Annotated in this window: 16 protein-coding genes; 5 read left to right on the top strand and 11 right to left on the bottom strand. The window is 38.3% G+C overall.

All coding sequences use genetic code 11. From position 1 onward, the window contains the following. Positions 1-22: 22 nt before the first annotated feature. The 3 genes from I6F65_RS02785 to I6F65_RS02795 all read left to right on the top strand — a co-directional run bounded on the left by I6F65_RS02785 (position 23) and on the right by I6F65_RS02795 (position 3,864). On the top strand, positions 23-997 hold the full coding sequence (locus tag I6F65_RS02785; RefSeq protein ID WP_024610676.1) for a metallophosphoesterase: 975 nt from the start codon (positions 23-25) through the stop codon (positions 995-997). An 11-nt stretch (positions 998-1,008) separates the two neighbouring features. Further along, positions 1,009-2,991, top strand: a complete 1,983-nt coding sequence (locus tag I6F65_RS02790) for a phytase (RefSeq protein WP_197111485.1) — start codon at positions 1,009-1,011, stop codon at positions 2,989-2,991. A gap of 207 nt (positions 2,992-3,198) precedes the next feature. Then, positions 3,199-3,864, top strand: coding sequence for a hypothetical protein (locus I6F65_RS02795; protein WP_010555183.1), 666 nt, complete (start codon positions 3,199-3,201; stop codon positions 3,862-3,864). Positions 3,865-3,878: 14 nt separating this feature from the next. Here the strand turns inward: I6F65_RS02795 and I6F65_RS02800 are convergent, their stop codons facing one another. Next, positions 3,879-5,336: a PLP-dependent aminotransferase family protein gene (locus I6F65_RS02800; protein WP_197111487.1), complete on the bottom strand. Its 1,458-nt coding sequence runs from the start codon at positions 5,334-5,336 to the stop codon at positions 3,879-3,881. A gap of 106 nt (positions 5,337-5,442) precedes the next feature. Here I6F65_RS02800 and I6F65_RS02805 point away from each other — a divergent pair, with 106 nt between their 5' ends. Together I6F65_RS02805 and I6F65_RS02810 are read left to right on the top strand one after the other, a co-directional pair. Then, the gene (locus tag I6F65_RS02805) at positions 5,443-6,018 is read left to right on the top strand and encodes a GNAT family N-acetyltransferase (RefSeq protein WP_197111489.1); all 576 of its coding nucleotides are present in this window, start codon (positions 5,443-5,445) and stop codon (positions 6,016-6,018) included. After that, positions 6,018-6,605, top strand: a complete 588-nt coding sequence (locus I6F65_RS02810; RefSeq protein WP_197111491.1) for an FMN-binding negative transcriptional regulator — start codon at positions 6,018-6,020, stop codon at positions 6,603-6,605. The genes I6F65_RS02805 and I6F65_RS02810 overlap by 1 nt, the downstream gene beginning before the upstream one ends. A gap of 60 nt (positions 6,606-6,665) precedes the next feature. Here the strand turns inward: I6F65_RS02810 and cyoE are convergent, their stop codons facing one another. The 10 genes from cyoE to nqrE all read right to left on the bottom strand — a co-directional run bounded on the left by cyoE (position 6,666) and on the right by nqrE (position 16,719). After that, positions 6,666-7,550: a heme o synthase gene (gene cyoE / locus I6F65_RS02815; RefSeq protein ID WP_024610678.1), complete on the bottom strand. Its 885-nt coding sequence runs from the start codon at positions 7,548-7,550 to the stop codon at positions 6,666-6,668. A gap of 9 nt (positions 7,551-7,559) precedes the next feature. After that, entirely contained in the window at positions 7,560-7,910 is a 351-nt protein-coding gene (gene cyoD, locus I6F65_RS02820) for a cytochrome o ubiquinol oxidase subunit IV (protein ID WP_024610679.1), read from the bottom strand. Continuing rightward, positions 7,910-8,557: a cytochrome o ubiquinol oxidase subunit III gene (gene cyoC / locus I6F65_RS02825; protein ID WP_197111492.1), complete on the bottom strand. Its 648-nt coding sequence runs from the start codon at positions 8,555-8,557 to the stop codon at positions 7,910-7,912. The genes cyoD and cyoC overlap by 1 nt, the downstream gene beginning before the upstream one ends. Next, a complete protein-coding gene (gene cyoB, locus I6F65_RS02830; protein ID WP_024610681.1) occupies positions 8,554-10,572 on the bottom strand; it encodes a cytochrome o ubiquinol oxidase subunit I in 2,019 nt (672 codons plus the stop codon). Before cyoB ends, cyoC begins: the two co-directional genes overlap by 4 nt. A gap of 2 nt (positions 10,573-10,574) precedes the next feature. Next, on the bottom strand, positions 10,575-11,534 hold the full coding sequence (gene cyoA, locus I6F65_RS02835) for a ubiquinol oxidase subunit II (protein WP_024610682.1): 960 nt from the start codon (positions 11,532-11,534) through the stop codon (positions 10,575-10,577). 312 nt (positions 11,535-11,846) lie between these two features. Continuing rightward, positions 11,847-12,266, bottom strand: a complete 420-nt coding sequence (locus I6F65_RS02840; RefSeq protein WP_024610683.1) for a hypothetical protein — start codon at positions 12,264-12,266, stop codon at positions 11,847-11,849. A gap of 1,137 nt (positions 12,267-13,403) precedes the next feature. Next, on the bottom strand, positions 13,404-13,616 hold the full coding sequence (nqrM, locus tag I6F65_RS02845) for a (Na+)-NQR maturation NqrM (protein WP_007376137.1): 213 nt from the start codon (positions 13,614-13,616) through the stop codon (positions 13,404-13,406). A gap of 103 nt (positions 13,617-13,719) precedes the next feature. Beyond that, positions 13,720-14,751: an FAD:protein FMN transferase gene (locus tag I6F65_RS02850; protein WP_024612637.1), complete on the bottom strand. Its 1,032-nt coding sequence runs from the start codon at positions 14,749-14,751 to the stop codon at positions 13,720-13,722. A 110-nt stretch (positions 14,752-14,861) separates the two neighbouring features. After that, on the bottom strand, positions 14,862-16,091 hold the full coding sequence (nqrF, locus tag I6F65_RS02855) for an NADH:ubiquinone reductase (Na(+)-transporting) subunit F (RefSeq protein ID WP_024612638.1): 1,230 nt from the start codon (positions 16,089-16,091) through the stop codon (positions 14,862-14,864). 19 nt (positions 16,092-16,110) lie between these two features. Then, on the bottom strand, positions 16,111-16,719 hold the full coding sequence (gene nqrE / locus I6F65_RS02860; RefSeq protein WP_024612639.1) for an NADH:ubiquinone reductase (Na(+)-transporting) subunit E: 609 nt from the start codon (positions 16,717-16,719) through the stop codon (positions 16,111-16,113). Positions 16,720-16,722 lie beyond the last annotated feature (3 nt).

Genomic DNA, 16,722 nt, shown 5'->3' on the forward strand with positions numbered 1-16,722 from the left:
TACCAAACATGGGAGAACAATAATGATAAAAAAAACATTACTGCTAATAACACTTGGCTTATGCAGTATACAAAGCGTATTGGCAAACGTAACGTACACCGATGTATTATACGAGCAACAAAAAATTGCCAACTTGACGGTCCTGCCTAAGAGCTTAAATTTTACGGTTATTGGTGATTGGGGTCATAACGGGCACTTTTATCAAAAAGACGTAGCACACCAGTTAGAAATAGCGATGTTTCAAACGGATGGTGATTTTACTATTTCAACTGGCGATAACTTTTATCCCAATGGCGTGGCAAGTGTTAACGACCCGCTTTGGCAAAGTGCCTATGAAGATATTTACCATGGTCCACATACATTTGAGCCTTGGTATGTAGTACTGGGTAATCATGATTATTTAGGTAATGCGCAAGCACAACTTGATTACAGTAAAAAAAGTCAGCGCTGGAATTTACCTGCACGCTATTACAGCAAAACCTTTACTTTAAAAGGTGGCGAGCAGATATTAATGGTGTTTTTAGACACTAATACTTTAAATCCTGAATACAAAACACGCGAAAAATACAAAGCAACTCAAGGGCAAAACAGCCAAGCGCAATTAACATGGTTAAATAGCCAGCTCGAAAATAGCCAAGCACGATGGAAAATAGTGGTTGGTCATCACCCACTTTATAGCAGTGGAAAACGTTACGGACTTACTGAAGGTTTACGTAATTTACTCGAGCCCATATTTGAGCAAAATGGTGTGCAAGCATACATAGCAGGACACGAACATGACCTGCAACATAACCAAATAGATGGCAGTAAACTCGACCACTTTGTATCTGGTGGCGGTAGCGAAGCGCGTTACGTAAAACAACGTGAATTTACGCGTTTTGCAGAAGCTACACCAGGACTTTTAAGCTTTTCGATTAACAATGAAGCACTAAAAGCAACGGCTATTAACTATAAAGGCGAAGTGCGTTACAGCACTCAAAAGCGCTTTGACCAATAAAAGGTTACAACATGAACTTTAAATTAAAAACATCTATTAGCTTAATTGTAAGTAGCTTAGTGCTCAGTACATTAAGTGCGTGTAGCAATAGTAACGTGACTACAAATACGGCAGTAAAAAACACACCCGATAAAGTAGTCATTAATAGTACTGAATTTGGTCCAACAGATAACATGCAAGGCTCACAAGCGGCATGGTTAAATAATAACAATTGGTTGCTAGCAAGCGAAAGCAAAGGCTTAGTGTTAGTTGAAAGTGAAACGCAACAAAGCAGCATTATAAAAAAAGGTAACTTTGAAGCGCTTGCTGTCACTAAGCTAACAGCACACTCATTTTTGGTTGCAACTATTGATAACAATCAAGATAACGTTGTTATATTTAATCTTGAACACACTCAAAGTGCCTGGAATACAACTGAACTAACACGTATTAATCCACCACAAGCACAACCCGATACAGTGTGTTTATTTGCTAATAAAGCGAGTGAATCAATATCAGCATTTGTACCTGATGTACGCGGGCTAATTACTGAAACTATTGTTTTTGATACAGCGAATAATAAAGCGGTTAACGTAAATTTACGTGAATTTTCTGGCGTTAGTGAGGCGTCGGGTTGTGCTGTAAGTACAACAACAAATACCTTATATGTAAGTGAAAGCGAAGTAGGCATTTGGGCAATAAACGCGAACGCGGAATCGCAAGCAGATAAAAAACCGATTGCTTTAGTCGCACCCTTTGGAAAGTTACACAGTGAACTAGGAGCTATTTCGGCTTCGCAAGATGGTATGATTTGGTTTACTAGTACCAAAAACAATACTGTGTATGCTTATGATCCAATTGGCAAAGCGTTTAATAACTGGATGTTAAATGGTGACTTGAGCTTGGAATCGGTAGCGGTAAATTACACAAGTAACAACGCGGCAACGGCAGTGCTGTATAACGACGAAACAGGCGCTTATATTAAAAGTACATTGCCTGTAACACCTATCAAAAAACCATTAAAAACCAACACTCAATCAATCACTCAAATAAAGGCAAGTGCACAAACAGCCCCCGTTCAAGCATTTGGTGATGCAGCAGACGATCCGGCAATTTGGGTTAACCCTAAAAATGCAGCAAACAGCTTAATTTTAGGCACTGATAAACGCCGTGGACTAATGGTATATAGCCTAAATGGCAAGCTTGAACAGTCACTTGAAGTTGGTCGTTTAAATAACGTGGACCTGCGACAAAATAGCACCATTAAAAACAGTACCAATACATTAATAACCGCCAGTAACCGAACACTTAATGGTATTAGTGTATTTACAGTACAAGCTAATAATAATGTGAAGTACATTACTGATATTCCTACCAATCTTGATGAAATTTATGGCTTATGTATGTACTCGTCAAATACGGGGAACTATGTATTTGTAAATGATAAATCGGGGCTGTATCAGCAATATAAAATCATTGAGAATAACGAAAAAATAACAGGCAAGCTTGTTCGCGAGTTTAACCTACCAAGCCAACCAGAAGGCTGTAGTGCAGATGATGCACTAGGACAATTATTTGTAGGCGAAGAAGATGCCGGTATTTGGTTTATAGGTGCAGAGCCAACGGCAGGAAGTACACCGGTTATGCTACAAGGCATAAATGAGCAACTTGTTGATGATGTTGAAGGTATGGAAATTTACCACAGCGACAAAACACGTTATTTAGTTGTTTCGAGCCAAGGTGATAACAGCTACGTACTGTATAAAATAAAGAATGGTACTGCGGGCATTAAAACACCTAGCTTAGAGTTTGCAGGTAAGTTTAGTGTAATAAGTGATTTGGTTAATGGTATTGATGGCACATCAGAAACCGACGGGTTAACAGTAACATCTAAGTCTCTTCCGGGTTATCCTGAAGGTATTTTAGTTGTACAAGATGGTTATAACCGTATGCCACAGCAGCCTCAAAACTTTAAAATAATAGATTGGCGAGAAGTAAAAAAAGCAATTAAGTAGTGCTTATTTAGTCGCCATTATTTTAATGTCGCTTTGAGATTACCTTGAAACCATCTTGAAATTACCTTGAAATTACCTTGAAATTGTATAAAAGGCTCATTTGAGCCTTTTATACAATCCTTTGCAGTTAAGTATTAAGTGTAATTAACTCAATGTAATATATATTTTTATACTACAATTTAAGCTCATAAATTAATTGAGATTATAATGCGCTTACTACTTACTTTATTACTAATCACTTTAAGTGGCTTTGCCGCAGCTGAAGAAGAAAAAGCAGAACTTCCACCGGTAGACCCCGCTTACAATGCTGAGCACCCTATGGCTTTGGTTAATCAAGGCTCGTCTATTATTGCAATGAATTTACCCACCTATAATTTACCCAATGATGTGCAAGTTGTTTATAAAATAGGAAACCCCGATGTTCCATTTTTAGGCTTTGTTAGAAATGCCGAGTTAATCACCGTAAAGCCACAAGCGTTTAATATTCAGCATTTAATGCGTGGTGAAGAAATTACGATTATTGCCGATATTTACGAGGGTGATTATCAACAAGGTGGTAGTTTAATTTATTCAAAAAAAGAGTTGGTCTTGAGTAAGCAGCTGTATGCCAGAGAACTAAAAGATTTAAGTGAATCATCGCAATGGCAAGACTACGACATGATTACACTAAGCGGCACTGAGCGTATTTATATTCATAAAATTCAAAAAGCGCCGAGCTATAACCATCTTATTTTTGTCGATTTAGTTAATGCGTGTATGCAAAAACTTCGTACCTCAAAACGTGTCCCAGCTGAAAATGAGCTTACCTATAAATTTATTAATTGCGGCACGCTTAAACCACTTTATTACAATGCTGATGATTTTAAGAAATAGTTAATGGTATCTAGTTACTTATATTCAGTGATTAGTTTGAGCCCTTGCTTCATTGCCTCAACTGATTGTCCTGCAAAGCCTAAGCGAACATAACTATATTGCTTAGGCATTAAACTTCTCACTGAATCAGCAAAGTAAAACTCAGATTCTGCTTGTAAATATAGGCTTTTACTTTGCATTGCTTGTTTTATATTGCTCGTATTTTTATTTAAGTTAACCCACATTGCCATGCCGCCATCTGGCTTTTTATACTCTATTGGTAAACCCTGTGATTGCAGCAGCGCCAACGTGTTGTCCATTGCTTCATAACGTTGTTTATAGTGTTTAGTCATGCGTTTTAAGTGGCGCTCAAATCCACCTTCTTGCATAAAGTGCGCAACGGCTAGCTGCATAACCACATCATTTTTATGATTCATTAACTGCTTCCATGCGGTTAACTGTGCTAATACTTCAGGAGCTGCACAAATATAGCCAATTCTAGCGCCTGAGAACATGATTTTAGAAAATGTAGATAAGTAAATAATAATCCCAGCGGGATCGTCCCCAGCCATAGGCTGTAATGGCTGACAGCGATAATGAAACTCGTGATCGTAATCATCCTCTACAATCATTACGCCATACTCATAACATAATTGATAAATTTGCATGCGCCTTGTAGGCGAAAGCGTAACGGTAGTTGGGTATTGATGCAGCGGGGTTAAGTAGAGCATTTTTATTGGATATCGTTTAAGTTGCGCTTTTAAATCATCAACACATAAACCACATTCATCTTGTTTTATATCTATTAATTGCGCGCCACAAGCAGCAAAGGCTTTGCGTGCTGGCGGGTAACCTAAAGTTTCAACGGCTACGAAGTCATCTTTACTTATAAATGCCTTTGAAATTAAAAATAAAGCTTCTTGTGAGCCATTACATACAAGTAAGTCTGATGCTTTTAAATTTCTAGTTTTATGTAAGTAATCACTTATCTGAGCTTTTAGCTCACTCACTCCACCTATATCACCATAATGAAGTTTACTGGTATCTAAATGATTAAATACATGGCTCATAGAGCGTTTAAATTCTTTATAGGGAAAGCTATTTAAATCAGGAAGCCCGCCTGCGAAATTATATACGTAGTCTTTTAAATTCATTGCTGGAACAGGCACGGCTAACTCTGTAGCAAATTTATAAGGTTTTGGTGTTAAAACTGGCGTGTGCTCACAGTTAACACTGCTTTGAATTGGCAGTGTTTGAGTGACGCTATACCCAGAGCGTTCATGGGACTCTAGCCATCCTTCGGCTACTAATAACTGCAATGCGTTCATTATTGTATGACGGTTTAACTTATACGTTTGCGCCATAACTCGAGCAGAACTTAGTTTTGTACCAGGTGCAATATCTCCCTTTACGATAGAACCGCGCAAAGCATCTGCAACTTGTAAGTACTTAGCTTTGTTTGAGTTATTAAATTCAATATTAAGCGGTTGCATGTTATTCCTTTATAACTGGTATAGCTAAAAAGCCAATTCTGGTTGTTTTTACTAAACCAAATAAGCGTACATTTGTTGTTCGTAAATAGCAAAGCTTAGAGGCAACATGTTTACTCAACAGATACATAAAACAAATAAGGTCATTTTAGAGCCATTAAATTATGAGCATTTAAACGGCTTATATAAAGCTGGGCAACATCCAAAAATATGGGAATGGGTATTAAGCAACTATACAAAAACACCCGAACAGTTAAAGAAATGGTTTACTACAAGTGCACAATTTAATAAAAAAGAACAAATTGTATTTGCCATAATAGACATAGCCAGCAAAGAGGTTGTAGGCACTACACGACTATTTAGATTAGATACACATAACTTAAATGCTGAAATTGGTCATACATTTATAAGCCATCACTGGCAGCAAACTTATATTAATACTCACACTAAATATTTACTGCTTAGCTATGCTTTTGACGCGTTGAATTTAGTGCGAATAACATTTAATACTCACGCACAAAATCAAAAATCTCGAAATGCAATTACTCGACTAGGCGCCCGATTTGAAGGTATAGCCCATAAAGATAGATTGCTAAGTGATGGAAGTTACAGAAGCACTGCAAAATTTAGCATTATTGACGAGCATTGGCAGAGTATTAAGTTGCAGTTAGAGGAGAAGCTTTAATGTACCCACCTACACATTTTCAAGAACATAATATTGAACGTTTGCAGGCATTAGTTGAGCAATTCCCTCTAGCGAGTATTTTAATGCCCTGCTCGCAAAGTGACTTAAATAATATATGCCAAGTACCTGTCTTATATGAGCACTCACGTAATGTATTTATTGCTCACGTAGCAAAACATAACCCGCTAGCGCAATGTGATAAACAGTCAGTAAAATTACTATTTAGTGGCGATAACTGTTATCTATCTCCCTCGTATAGTAATAATAAAACACTGCCGAGCTGGCTTTATTCATCAGTACAAGTAACTGCAAATGTGAATGTTATTGAAAGCGATAATGAGAAAGACAAAATAATGCGGCAATTAACGAGCCATTTTGAGCAAGGCTTTACGCCAATGTGGAGCATTACTGACGTGCCCAAAAGCAATCGCCAAGCAATGTATCAACATTTAAGCTTTATAGAATTTACTCCCACTCATTGGAATGGAAACTTTAAGCTAAGCCAAAATAAATCACCTGAGGTAAGAGCACGTATAAAACAAAGCCTAGAACTTGCCAATAAGCGCTCTATTGCACAGCTATTTTAGGCATAAAAAAAGGCTCTTTCGAGCCTTTGGGTTAACTTTGGAATAGTCAAAAATTTTAAATTAGGTCAGCGTTAATAGCTGTGGAGCAACGCTATGATAGTCAACAGCCATAGCAATGCTTAACGCTGTAATATTAATAATTGAAAATGCGAACACTTTACGTGCCCAGCTACTCATATCAATATTACGACGATAACCACGTAGCGCCATTAGCAACCACCAAAAGCTGGTAATACAAGCAACAGCCATAAAAGCAGCTCCTGTGTAGCCCGTAATTGGCAGTAACATCACCACTAATGCGTATACGGCAATATAAAGCACGATATGGCGCTTTGCTTTATCAATACCTTGCGCTACGGGTAATACAGGAATACCTGCAGCTTGGTAATCTTTAAAGCGAAAAATAGCGATAGCGTAAGAGTGCGGCATTTGCCACAAGCTAAACATAACTAGCAGTATTAATGCGCCCATATCGAACTGCCCTGTCACGGCGCAGTAACCAACTACTGGTGGTACAGCGCCAGAAAGGCTGCCTACAAAAGTGCCATATACTGAGTTACGTTTCATGTAGAGGCTATAAACCCCTACATAAATAACATAACCAAAGGCTGCAAAAAACACGGCGGCTTGAGTAGTAAAAGCAATTAATAACCCAAAACCTACAATACCCAATAAAACACCGTGGCTAAGTGCAGCCTTAGCAGACATTTCGCCAGTTACAGTTACACGTGTACGAGTACGTGCCATTGCTACATCTATATCTCTATCAATTACATTATTGATAGCACAACCCGATGCAACTACGAGCGATAAGCCAATTAACGTGGCAACCATTAACCATGGATCTATGTCACCTCGCGAGGCAAGTAAAAACCCACCCGCTACGCTGATTAAATTCCCCATAATAATACCTGGCTTTGTCACTGATAAATAACGACGAAACATCTTCAACTCCTAGTACATCATCATTGCGTTAGATTCATAAATGATCCAAACAGATAACCCAACAACCATTACGATAATCAGGGCACTGAATAGGAATGAGAAAGTACTTGCTCGACCATTTGCAGTCGTAAAGTTAAGGTGTAAAAAGTATTTTAAATGCACCCAAATTTGTACGATAGCTAAAGTAACAATGCTCCAAAGCGTTGTTACTTTTGAAAAGTCACCACTCATAACCATATAAAATGGAATAGTTGTTAAAATAACTGATAGCACAAAGCCAATTAGGTAACTTTTAACACTGCCGTGAGACTCATCGTGATGATCACTTTGCTTTAATGAATGCGATTCGCTGTGGCTCATTACATTGCTCCCATTAAATAAACAACGGTAAATACACAAATCCAAACAACATCTAAAAAGTGCCAAAATAGGCTCAAGCAACTTAAACGCGTAATAGTTGGCTTGCCAAGACCGCGCTTAGCAACTTCAATCATCATTATTGTCATCCATATTAAACCTGCGGTTACGTGCAAACCGTGCAAGCCAACTAATGAGAAAAACGATGTTAAAAAAGCACTATGTTGCGGACCATGCCCGTTCACTATTAGGTGATGAAATTCGTATATTTCCATACTAATAAACACAGCACCTAAACAAAACGTAACAAATAACCATGTTAAGGTAAGTGCCTTTTTTTGCCCTTGAGCGGCAAGCATGGCAAAGCCAAAAGTAATACTACTAATAAGTAGTGCAGCAGTTTCTACTGCTACAAAATCGAGTTCGAAAATATCTTTACCTGATACACCACCTGCCGTGTTCATAAATAACACGGCGTAAGTGGCAAAAAACGAAGCAAATAATAGGCAATCGGTCATTAAATATAACCAAAAGCCAAATACGGTATCGCCAGACGTATCATGATGCTCATGCTCATGCTCATGCTCGTGAGCATCATGAGATACTGAGTCTAAATTTGCAGACCCTACATTTGCAGATAGTGTACTCACGCGTTTAGCTCCTTATTCTCGTTAGCAATAGTACTTTTTTGACCAGCGCCACTTAAATTATAAGCCTGCTCTGTTCGTGCTATTTCATCTGGTTGAATATAGTAATCAACATCGTTTGTGTAACAACGTTTGATAAAGATGGCAATTCCACCTACTAATCCAACAACAGCTAACCACCAAATATGCCAAATCATTGAAAAACAAAATACAGTTAAACTTGCCGCCATTAGCACACCAGCAGATGTATTTTTAGGCATATGAATAGGGCTGTAATTAGCTTTATCTAAATATGCTTGACCTTTTTCTTTCATGTCGGTCCATGCATCAATATCATCAACGTGTGGAATAGTTGCAAAGTTATACACTTGTGGAGGTGAACTTGTTGCCCACTCAAGTGTATGACCGTTCCACGGATCGCCTGTTGTATCGTCAAGCGCTTCGCGGTCTCTAAAGCTCACATATAGTTGAATAACTTGGCTAATAATACCGAACATAATAATCACAGCACCGCCTGCAGCAATGTATAACCATATGTTCCAATCTGGATTATTAGTGTGGTTTAAACGACGTGTCATACCTAAGAAACCAAGTACGTACAGCGGCATAAATGCGACGAAGAAACCAATAATCCAACACCAAAATGATGCTTTACCCCATTTTTCATTCAGTTTAAAGCCCATTGCTTTAGGGAACCAAAATGCAAAACCAGCAAGGTAACCAAATACAGCACCACCAATAATAGTGTTATGAAAATGCGCTATTAAGAATAAGCTGTTGTGTAATACATAGTCCGCACCAGGAATGGCAAGTAATACACCGGTCATGCCGCCTACAGTAAAGGTAACCATAAAGCCAAGCGTCCAAAGTACAGGAACACTGATACGCAAACGTCCGCGATAAATAGTAAACAACCAGTTAAATAGCTTAACGCCGGTTGGTACCGCTATAACCATGGTCATTACTCCAAAGAACGCGTTAACGTTTGCACTGGACCCCATAGTAAAGAAGTGATGTAACCAAACAACAAACCCTAAAATAGAGATTGCACCGCTGGCGTAAACCATCGATTTATAACCAAATAAACGCTTACCAGCAAAGGTCGAAATAATTTCAGAGAAAACACCAAATGCTGGTAATACTAAAATATATACCTCAGGATGACCCCACGCCCAAAACAGGTTGATGTACATCATGGCGTTACCGCCCAATTCATTGGTAAAGAAGTGGAAATCGAGATAACGATCCAGTGTTAGCATAGTTAACACAGCAGTTAAAATTGGGAATGATGCTGCAATTAAGATGTTTGCCCAAGTACATGTCCATGTGAAAATAGGCATTTTCATTAGGGTCATACCTGGTGCACGCATTTTAAATACAGTCGCTAAAAAGTTTACAGCTGTTAAAAGAGTACCGAGCCCGGATATTTGTAAGGCCCATATATAATAATCTACCCCCACCCCAGGGCTAAAGGTCAGCTCCGAAAGCGGCGGATATGCCACCCAACCTGTTTTAGCAAACTCACCAAAAACAAGTGAGATATTAATTAAAATAGCGCCACTGGCAGTAAACCAAAAACTTAAGTTATTTAAAAATGGGAATGCAACATCGCGAGCACCAATTTGTAGTGGTAATATAATGTTCATTAAACCAATCATAAATGGCATTGCCATAAATATGATCATAATTACGCCATGGGCAGTAAATATTTGGTCGTAGTGCTCTGGTGGCAAATAACCGGGCGCCCCGCTGGTAGCAAGTGCTAACTGAGTACGCATCATTATGGCATCAGAAAAACCACGAAATAGCATTATTAATGCAAGAAAGATATACATCACGCCTAAGCGTTTATGATCAACAGACGTGATCCAGTCGCGCCAAAGCACGCCCCATTTTTTGTACTTTGTAATAAGCCCGGCAATAATAAGCCCAGCTATTGCAATAACCGACATCGTGACCACAAGAATTGGTTCATGAAACGGAATTGCATCTAAAGATAGTTTGCCTAAAAACGACATGATTATTCCTCGCCTTGGCTGTGTGATGATTTCGCTGAATGCTTGTCCATAGCGTGATGTTGTTTACCCATCTCGCCATGTTCGCCCATCGCATTGTGCTTTTTATTCATATCGCCATGCGCCTGCATGTATTTCATAACAATTGTATGAAATAAGCCGTCTTCAACTTTACCGTAATAAGCTACAGGATTATTTTCGCTCGCTTTTGCAAGCTCAACATAATTTGCATGAGTAAGATTATTAGCGCTTGAATTCGCTTTCACATCACTCACCCACTTATCAAAACCAGCTTGAGTAGGTGTGGCAATTGCGTTGAACTTCATACCAGTAAAGCCTGCACCACTGTAATTTGCCGAAAAGCCTTTAAATGTACCTGGCTCATTAGCAATTAAGTGAAGCTTGGTTTCCATACCGGCCATTGAGTATATTTGACTACCCAATTGCGGAATGAAAAACGAGTTCATTGTGCTCTCTGAAGTGATTTTGTATTCAACAGGCACATTTGCCGGAAACACTAATTCATTAACCGTAGCAATACCTTGCTCAGGATAAATAAATAGCCACTTCCAGTTTAATGACACCACTTCAACAGTAAGATGTTTACCTTTACCTTCAATTGGCTTGTATGGGTCTAATGCTTGAGTAGACTCCCAGGTAATAACACCTAAAATAATCACAATAACGATAGGAACAGCCCAAACAGCAGCTTCAATTTTATTTGAATGAGCCCATTTGGGAGCGTAAATTTCATGAGTTTGTGTGTCTCTATATTTCCATGCGAAATATAAAGTCATCACAATAACGGGGATCACTACAAGCAACATAAGCACGGTCGCGATGATGATTAAATTTTTCTCATCAATGCCTATCTGCCCTTTTGGATCAAGTATCCCGCCTTTACAGCCTGACAGCGCCAGCACTGTACTAGCTAAAGCAATATTACAAAGGTTACGAATTAACAAGGGACTATCCTACAACCTAGAGGGTTTGAGTTTGTTGCTTTAAAAAACCAAGCAACGATTTTTCGATAAAACCCAAGTTAATTAGAACTGAATTATAAAATGAAGATGAAACAAGCTTTAGATGATAGGTGTAAAAACCCCTAGCAAACAAACCCAGTTTTTTTAAACGCATTTATATAACGCAATAAAAATTAACTTGGGTGAGTTGTGGTTGGCTGAACGTGTTAAAAAAAACACGAGTTACTTTGTTTTAGCTAACTTTAATTATTTACAGCAAGAACAAATAATTAAAACCAGCAACAAGGTGTAACCCTACAGACAACCTGTAAAGCTAGGTGGAGCACGACAACCATGTGCAACTTGCACTGGCTGAAGAACTTTAGCCTCGCTAAAAGCAAAGGCTGCTTTACGGAGGATAATTCCAGCACGACGCGCTGGAAAAATATGGAACAATAACCAACAAAGGCCAATAAGTAACTGACTTGATATGATTGGATGAGCTAAAAATTCAGCAATAGTAAGTAACAGTGGCTCTACAATAAACCCATCACTTAGTAAAGCTTCAAGCTTGAAGGCATCCTCTAGTGCACCACTTAGCAGCATGACAGTATTAAACACTAACAATGTTATAGCGACACACACGCCTTTACTCGCTTTATTCAAGCGCTCACACGTAACCTGCTCGCTTGGGGCGAGAGCAGCATTTGCATGATGTAAAGAAAGTGTGTTCAAAGACATTAACCTACTAAAATGACTAATAACAAAATTAAAATTAATACATAGCAATGGAAAAATTTAAAAAACATTGCTGCTGTAAGCCCAAAAATCAGGTGCTGAATACGATCAAATCCGGTTAGCACAAATTCACCTTGTGAAAATTGATCCGTATCAATCAAACTTTCAAAACTTACTGAAAGTTCGAACGTGAGTATAACAAAGAGAGTTTTCTGTTCAACATAAAATCAATAAAATTGCGTTAAGCTTTTGCGGTCATTTTGTTAATAAAAAATAACACCTTAAAAAACATAGGATTAAAACAAAAATGATTTTAAATTAAACACAAAATAATTGAGTGAAATGAAATTAGATAAAAAATAATAAACTGAGGAAATACTAAGGCACATACAAAAACAGCCCAAATTCAGTCACCACCGAAATTGAGCCGCTTTTCACACTGACAACATCTTCACACACAATATAAAGATTTATTTTTTACACCGTGTGGAGTCAAAAATAAAAACAACCCAAGCTAAGTCACCACCGAACTTGAGTTGCCTTTCACACTGACAACATCTTCACACACAATATAAAGATTCTTGGTTTACATTACGTGGCATTGAAAGGAAATAAAAACAACTCAAACTCAGTCACCACCGAACTTGAGTTGCCTTTCACACTGACAACATCTTCACACACAATATAAAGATTCTTTTAAGCGAAGCTAATTGCCTCAAGCTTATGACTAGAGCTTTGCTCTTTGTCTATGGTTAAACTTTAGAGTGTTAGCTCAAATTTGACAAACGAGAAAAATAAACCTAATAGGTGAAAAAAACTAAACTATAGACTTTTGTCTAATACATTAAGATTGGATTACTTTTGGGAGGTGCTAAATAACATAAAGTTTGGTTGAGAAACTCACCAACACATTGATTGTAATGCGGATTCATTCTAATACAGAAAGACGACTACGTATCAAAAATAACTGCCAAAATTAAATTTATCAGCAATAAGTTCAAGTTAGTAATTTTATAGACACAAAAAAAGCGCTATAAAGCGCTTTTCACACTAATTACATTGCACTAGTAAGTTATTATTGAACTCAATAGAGTGTTCTTCCTTTCAATGTAATTAGTATTATTTAAGGCAGGCTTAAATAATTTGGTTTTCTTTCCAGGCTTGCTCTTTAGCTAAACGGTTTTTGCGTTTATCACATGGATCATCGCAATCACAGGCTTTATCAATACCAACCGAACCCAAACCACCACAGCTACTCGCCATAGATTTTTTTTGCACGATCATACCAACGGCCATAGCCGAAACTATCAAAATTAGTAAGCCAAAAGTAAGAAGAAAAAGTGACATTGCTTAGCCCCTATTGATCAGCAATAAATTAAGCTCAAAACATTTTTGAGCGACTGCTATTATATACCCTAGTAATACGAAAATAAACAAGCTTTACCCAATCCTATAAATAGGGCTTAAATGCAGGGCTTGAGTAAGTAACTAAACCATCTTTGGATTTACCTATTAAATACACTGGCAAATCGTGCTGTTGCGCATATGCTTGGGCTTTTTCCATCCCCATCACAGTAAGTGCAGTAGCTAGCCCATCAGCAGTCATTGCGCTTGGATGAAGCACTGTTACTGATACTAAGTCGTGCTTAATAGGCATACCCGTAACTGGGTCAATTAAATGCGTATAAATCTCACCATCCATTTTATAAAAAATACGGTAATCACCCGATGTAGCAATACCATTTGTACCTGGCGATAAAACACGGTGTACTTTACGCTCTCCTGGTTGTGCATCTGGCTGCTCTATTGCAATTTTCCAGTCTTGGCTATTTGGCTTCTCACCCGCTATACGCAGTTCACCACCAATCTCAACCATGTAATTAGTTATGTTATGGCTTTCTAACAACTGTGCCACTTTATCTATTCCATAACCTTTAGCTGTAGCCGAAAACGATAATTCTAAGCCATCTATTGTTTTAGCTAAACCCTGTTCGGTTAAAATAAGCTTATCAATACCTATTTTTTCAACCATGCTTGCAAGCTCTTCATCACTAGGGCGGTTAGTTGGTTTTTTATCTGGACCAAACCCCCACAAATCAATAAGTGGTCCCATGGTTACATCAAGCGTTTTTGTAGACTTACCTAAACGAATCGACTCAGATACAACGGCTCTAAAATCCTCACTTATTGGCATAATATTATTTGCTGGCAAACGATTAAATGTATTTATTTCAGAGTTTTCAATGTAAGTAGACATCGACTGGTTTACGTTAACCAAAACAGCATCTATTTGCGACTGTAGCTTTTGTGAGCTTAACTGCGCTTTCTCATCATAATATTTAATATGATAGGTGGTACCCATGGTTTTACCCTCCAGAAAAATCTCTTCTGGCTCTGGCTTTTCACCACACCCTGATAATAATAAAGTCAGTGTAATTAATAATAAGGCAATTATGCCTTGGGGAGTACTTACTCGATTCATAACCGCTCTACTTAATAGATTGAATAAATTAAAGAATAAAAAAAGCCTCGTAACACAAAGTGCTACGAGGCTGGTATTTTAACCAAAACTAAGTTGTTTTGGTATCAGTGTTAGCCACCGAAATCATCTAATAAGATATTTTCGTCTTCAACACCTAAGTCTTTAAGCATTGTGATAACTGCCGCGTTCATCATTGGAGGACCACACATGTAGTACTCACAATCTTCTGGCGCTTCGTGGTCTTTAAGATAGTTCTCAAATAACACGTTATGGATAAAGCCTGTATAGCCTTCCCAGTTATCTTCTGGTTGTGGATCTGAAAGTGCTGTATGCCATACAAAGTTAGGATTTTCAGCTGCTAAGCCATCAAAATCTTCTACGTAAAACATTTCACGTTCAGAACGTGCGCCATACCAAAAGCTCATCTTACGTTTAGAGTTCAAACGCTTAAGTTGATCAAAGATATGTGAACGCATTGGCGCCATACCAGCACCACCACCAACAAATACCATTTCTGCATCTGTGTCTTTAGCGAAGAACTCACCAAATGGACCAGAAATAGTTACCTTATCGCCTTTTGTAAGTGACCAAATGTACGAAGACATTTTACCACAAGGTAAGCTTAGGTTTCTTGGAGGCGGAGCAGCAATACGCACGTTAAGCATAATGATGCCTTCTTCTTCTGGGTAGTTAGCCATTGAGTAAGCACGAATTGTTTCTTCGTCTACTTTTGACTCCAGATCGAAGAAACCAAAATGGTTCCAGTCGCCACGATATTCTTCAGGAACATCAAAATCTGCATATTTAACATGGTGAGGTGGCGCTTCGATTTGGATGTAACCACCCGCACGGAAAGGCACTGACTCATCACCAGGGATTTGCAGTTTAAGCTCTTTGATGAACGTTGCTTTGTTATCGTTAGAGATAACTTCACAATCCCACTTTTTAACACCGAAAATTGACTCTTCAAGTTCAATTTCCATGTCATTTTTAACATTTACCTGACACGCTAAACGACAGCCTTCGCGGGCTTCACCTTTAGAAATGTGATCAAGTTCAGTTGGCAGAATATCGCCACCACCTTCTTTAATGTGTACACGACACTGACCACAAGAGCCACCGCCACCACAAGCTGATGATACAAATATACCTGACTCAGATAATGCACTTAAAAGTTTATTACCTGCTGATGTAGTAATGGCTTTGTCTTTATCGCCATTAATACCGATGATGATGTCACCGCTTGCAACTAACTGAGATTTAGCACCAATGATCACTAAAACTAGTAGTACAACGATAGCGATAAAAACACCAACGCCTAAGAAAATCTGATAATCCATGATTTATCCTCGCTACCCTTTACAGTGAAATACCAGAGAATGACATAAAGCCAAGTCCCATTAAACCAACAGTGATGAAGGTAATACCTAAACCACGTAAGCCATCTGGCACGTCTGAGTATTTCAGTTTCTCACGGATACCTGCAAGTAATGTAATTGCAAGCGCCCAACCAACACCAGCGCCAATACCATAAACAACAGACTCGCCGAAGTCATAGTTACGCTCAACCATGAAAGATACCGCACCAAAGATTGCACAGTTAACTGTGATCAATGGAAGGAAGATACCTAACGCGTTGTAAAGTACTGGGAAAAACTTATCTAATACCATTTCAAGAATTTGCACTAGTGCTGCAATAACACCAATGAAAGTTAAGAAACGTAAAAAGCTAAGATCTGCATCAGGGTAACCAAGCCACGTAAGCGAACCTGGTGCTAACACAGCATGGTAAACCAAGTTATTTACAGGTACAGAAATACCTAAAACAACAATAACCGCTACACCTAGGCCTATTGATGTAGTAACTTTTTTAGATACTGCTAAAAAAGTACACATGCCTAAGAAGAATGATAACGCTAAGTTTTCAATAAAAACGGCTTTTACAAATAAACTAATATAATGTTCCACTGT

Source organism: Pseudoalteromonas sp. SWXJZ94C (assembly GCF_015864385.1).
Classification (GTDB): Bacteria; Pseudomonadota; Gammaproteobacteria; order Enterobacterales; family Alteromonadaceae; genus Pseudoalteromonas.

What these genes read in the sequence shown, in the direction of transcription:
- cyoE (WP_024610678.1), bottom strand. Translation starts at nt 7,550, where the DNA reads ATGTTTCGTCGTTATTTATCAGTGACAAAGCCAGGTATTATTATGGGG.
- I6F65_RS02790 (WP_197111485.1), top strand. Translation starts at nt 1,009, where the DNA reads ATGAACTTTAAATTAAAAACATCTATTAGCTTAATTGTAAGTAGCTTA.
- I6F65_RS02810 (WP_197111491.1), top strand. Translation starts at nt 6,018, where the DNA reads ATGTACCCACCTACACATTTTCAAGAACATAATATTGAACGTTTGCAG.
- cyoB (WP_024610681.1), bottom strand. Translation starts at nt 10,572, where the DNA reads ATGTCGTTTTTAGGCAAACTATCTTTAGATGCAATTCCGTTTCATGAA.
- nqrM (WP_007376137.1), bottom strand. Translation starts at nt 13,616, where the DNA reads ATGTCACTTTTTCTTCTTACTTTTGGCTTACTAATTTTGATAGTTTCG.
- I6F65_RS02785 (WP_024610676.1), top strand. Translation starts at nt 23, where the DNA reads ATGATAAAAAAAACATTACTGCTAATAACACTTGGCTTATGCAGTATA.
- I6F65_RS02800 (WP_197111487.1), bottom strand. Translation starts at nt 5,336, where the DNA reads ATGCAACCGCTTAATATTGAATTTAATAACTCAAACAAAGCTAAGTAC.
- I6F65_RS02850 (WP_024612637.1), bottom strand. Translation starts at nt 14,751, where the DNA reads ATGAATCGAGTAAGTACTCCCCAAGGCATAATTGCCTTATTATTAATT.
- cyoD (WP_024610679.1), bottom strand. Translation starts at nt 7,910, where the DNA reads ATGAGCCACAGCGAATCGCATTCATTAAAGCAAAGTGATCATCACGAT.
- I6F65_RS02805 (WP_197111489.1), top strand. Translation starts at nt 5,443, where the DNA reads ATGTTTACTCAACAGATACATAAAACAAATAAGGTCATTTTAGAGCCA.
- I6F65_RS02795 (WP_010555183.1), top strand. Translation starts at nt 3,199, where the DNA reads ATGCGCTTACTACTTACTTTATTACTAATCACTTTAAGTGGCTTTGCC.
- nqrF (WP_024612638.1), bottom strand. Translation starts at nt 16,091, where the DNA reads ATGGATTATCAGATTTTCTTAGGCGTTGGTGTTTTTATCGCTATCGTT.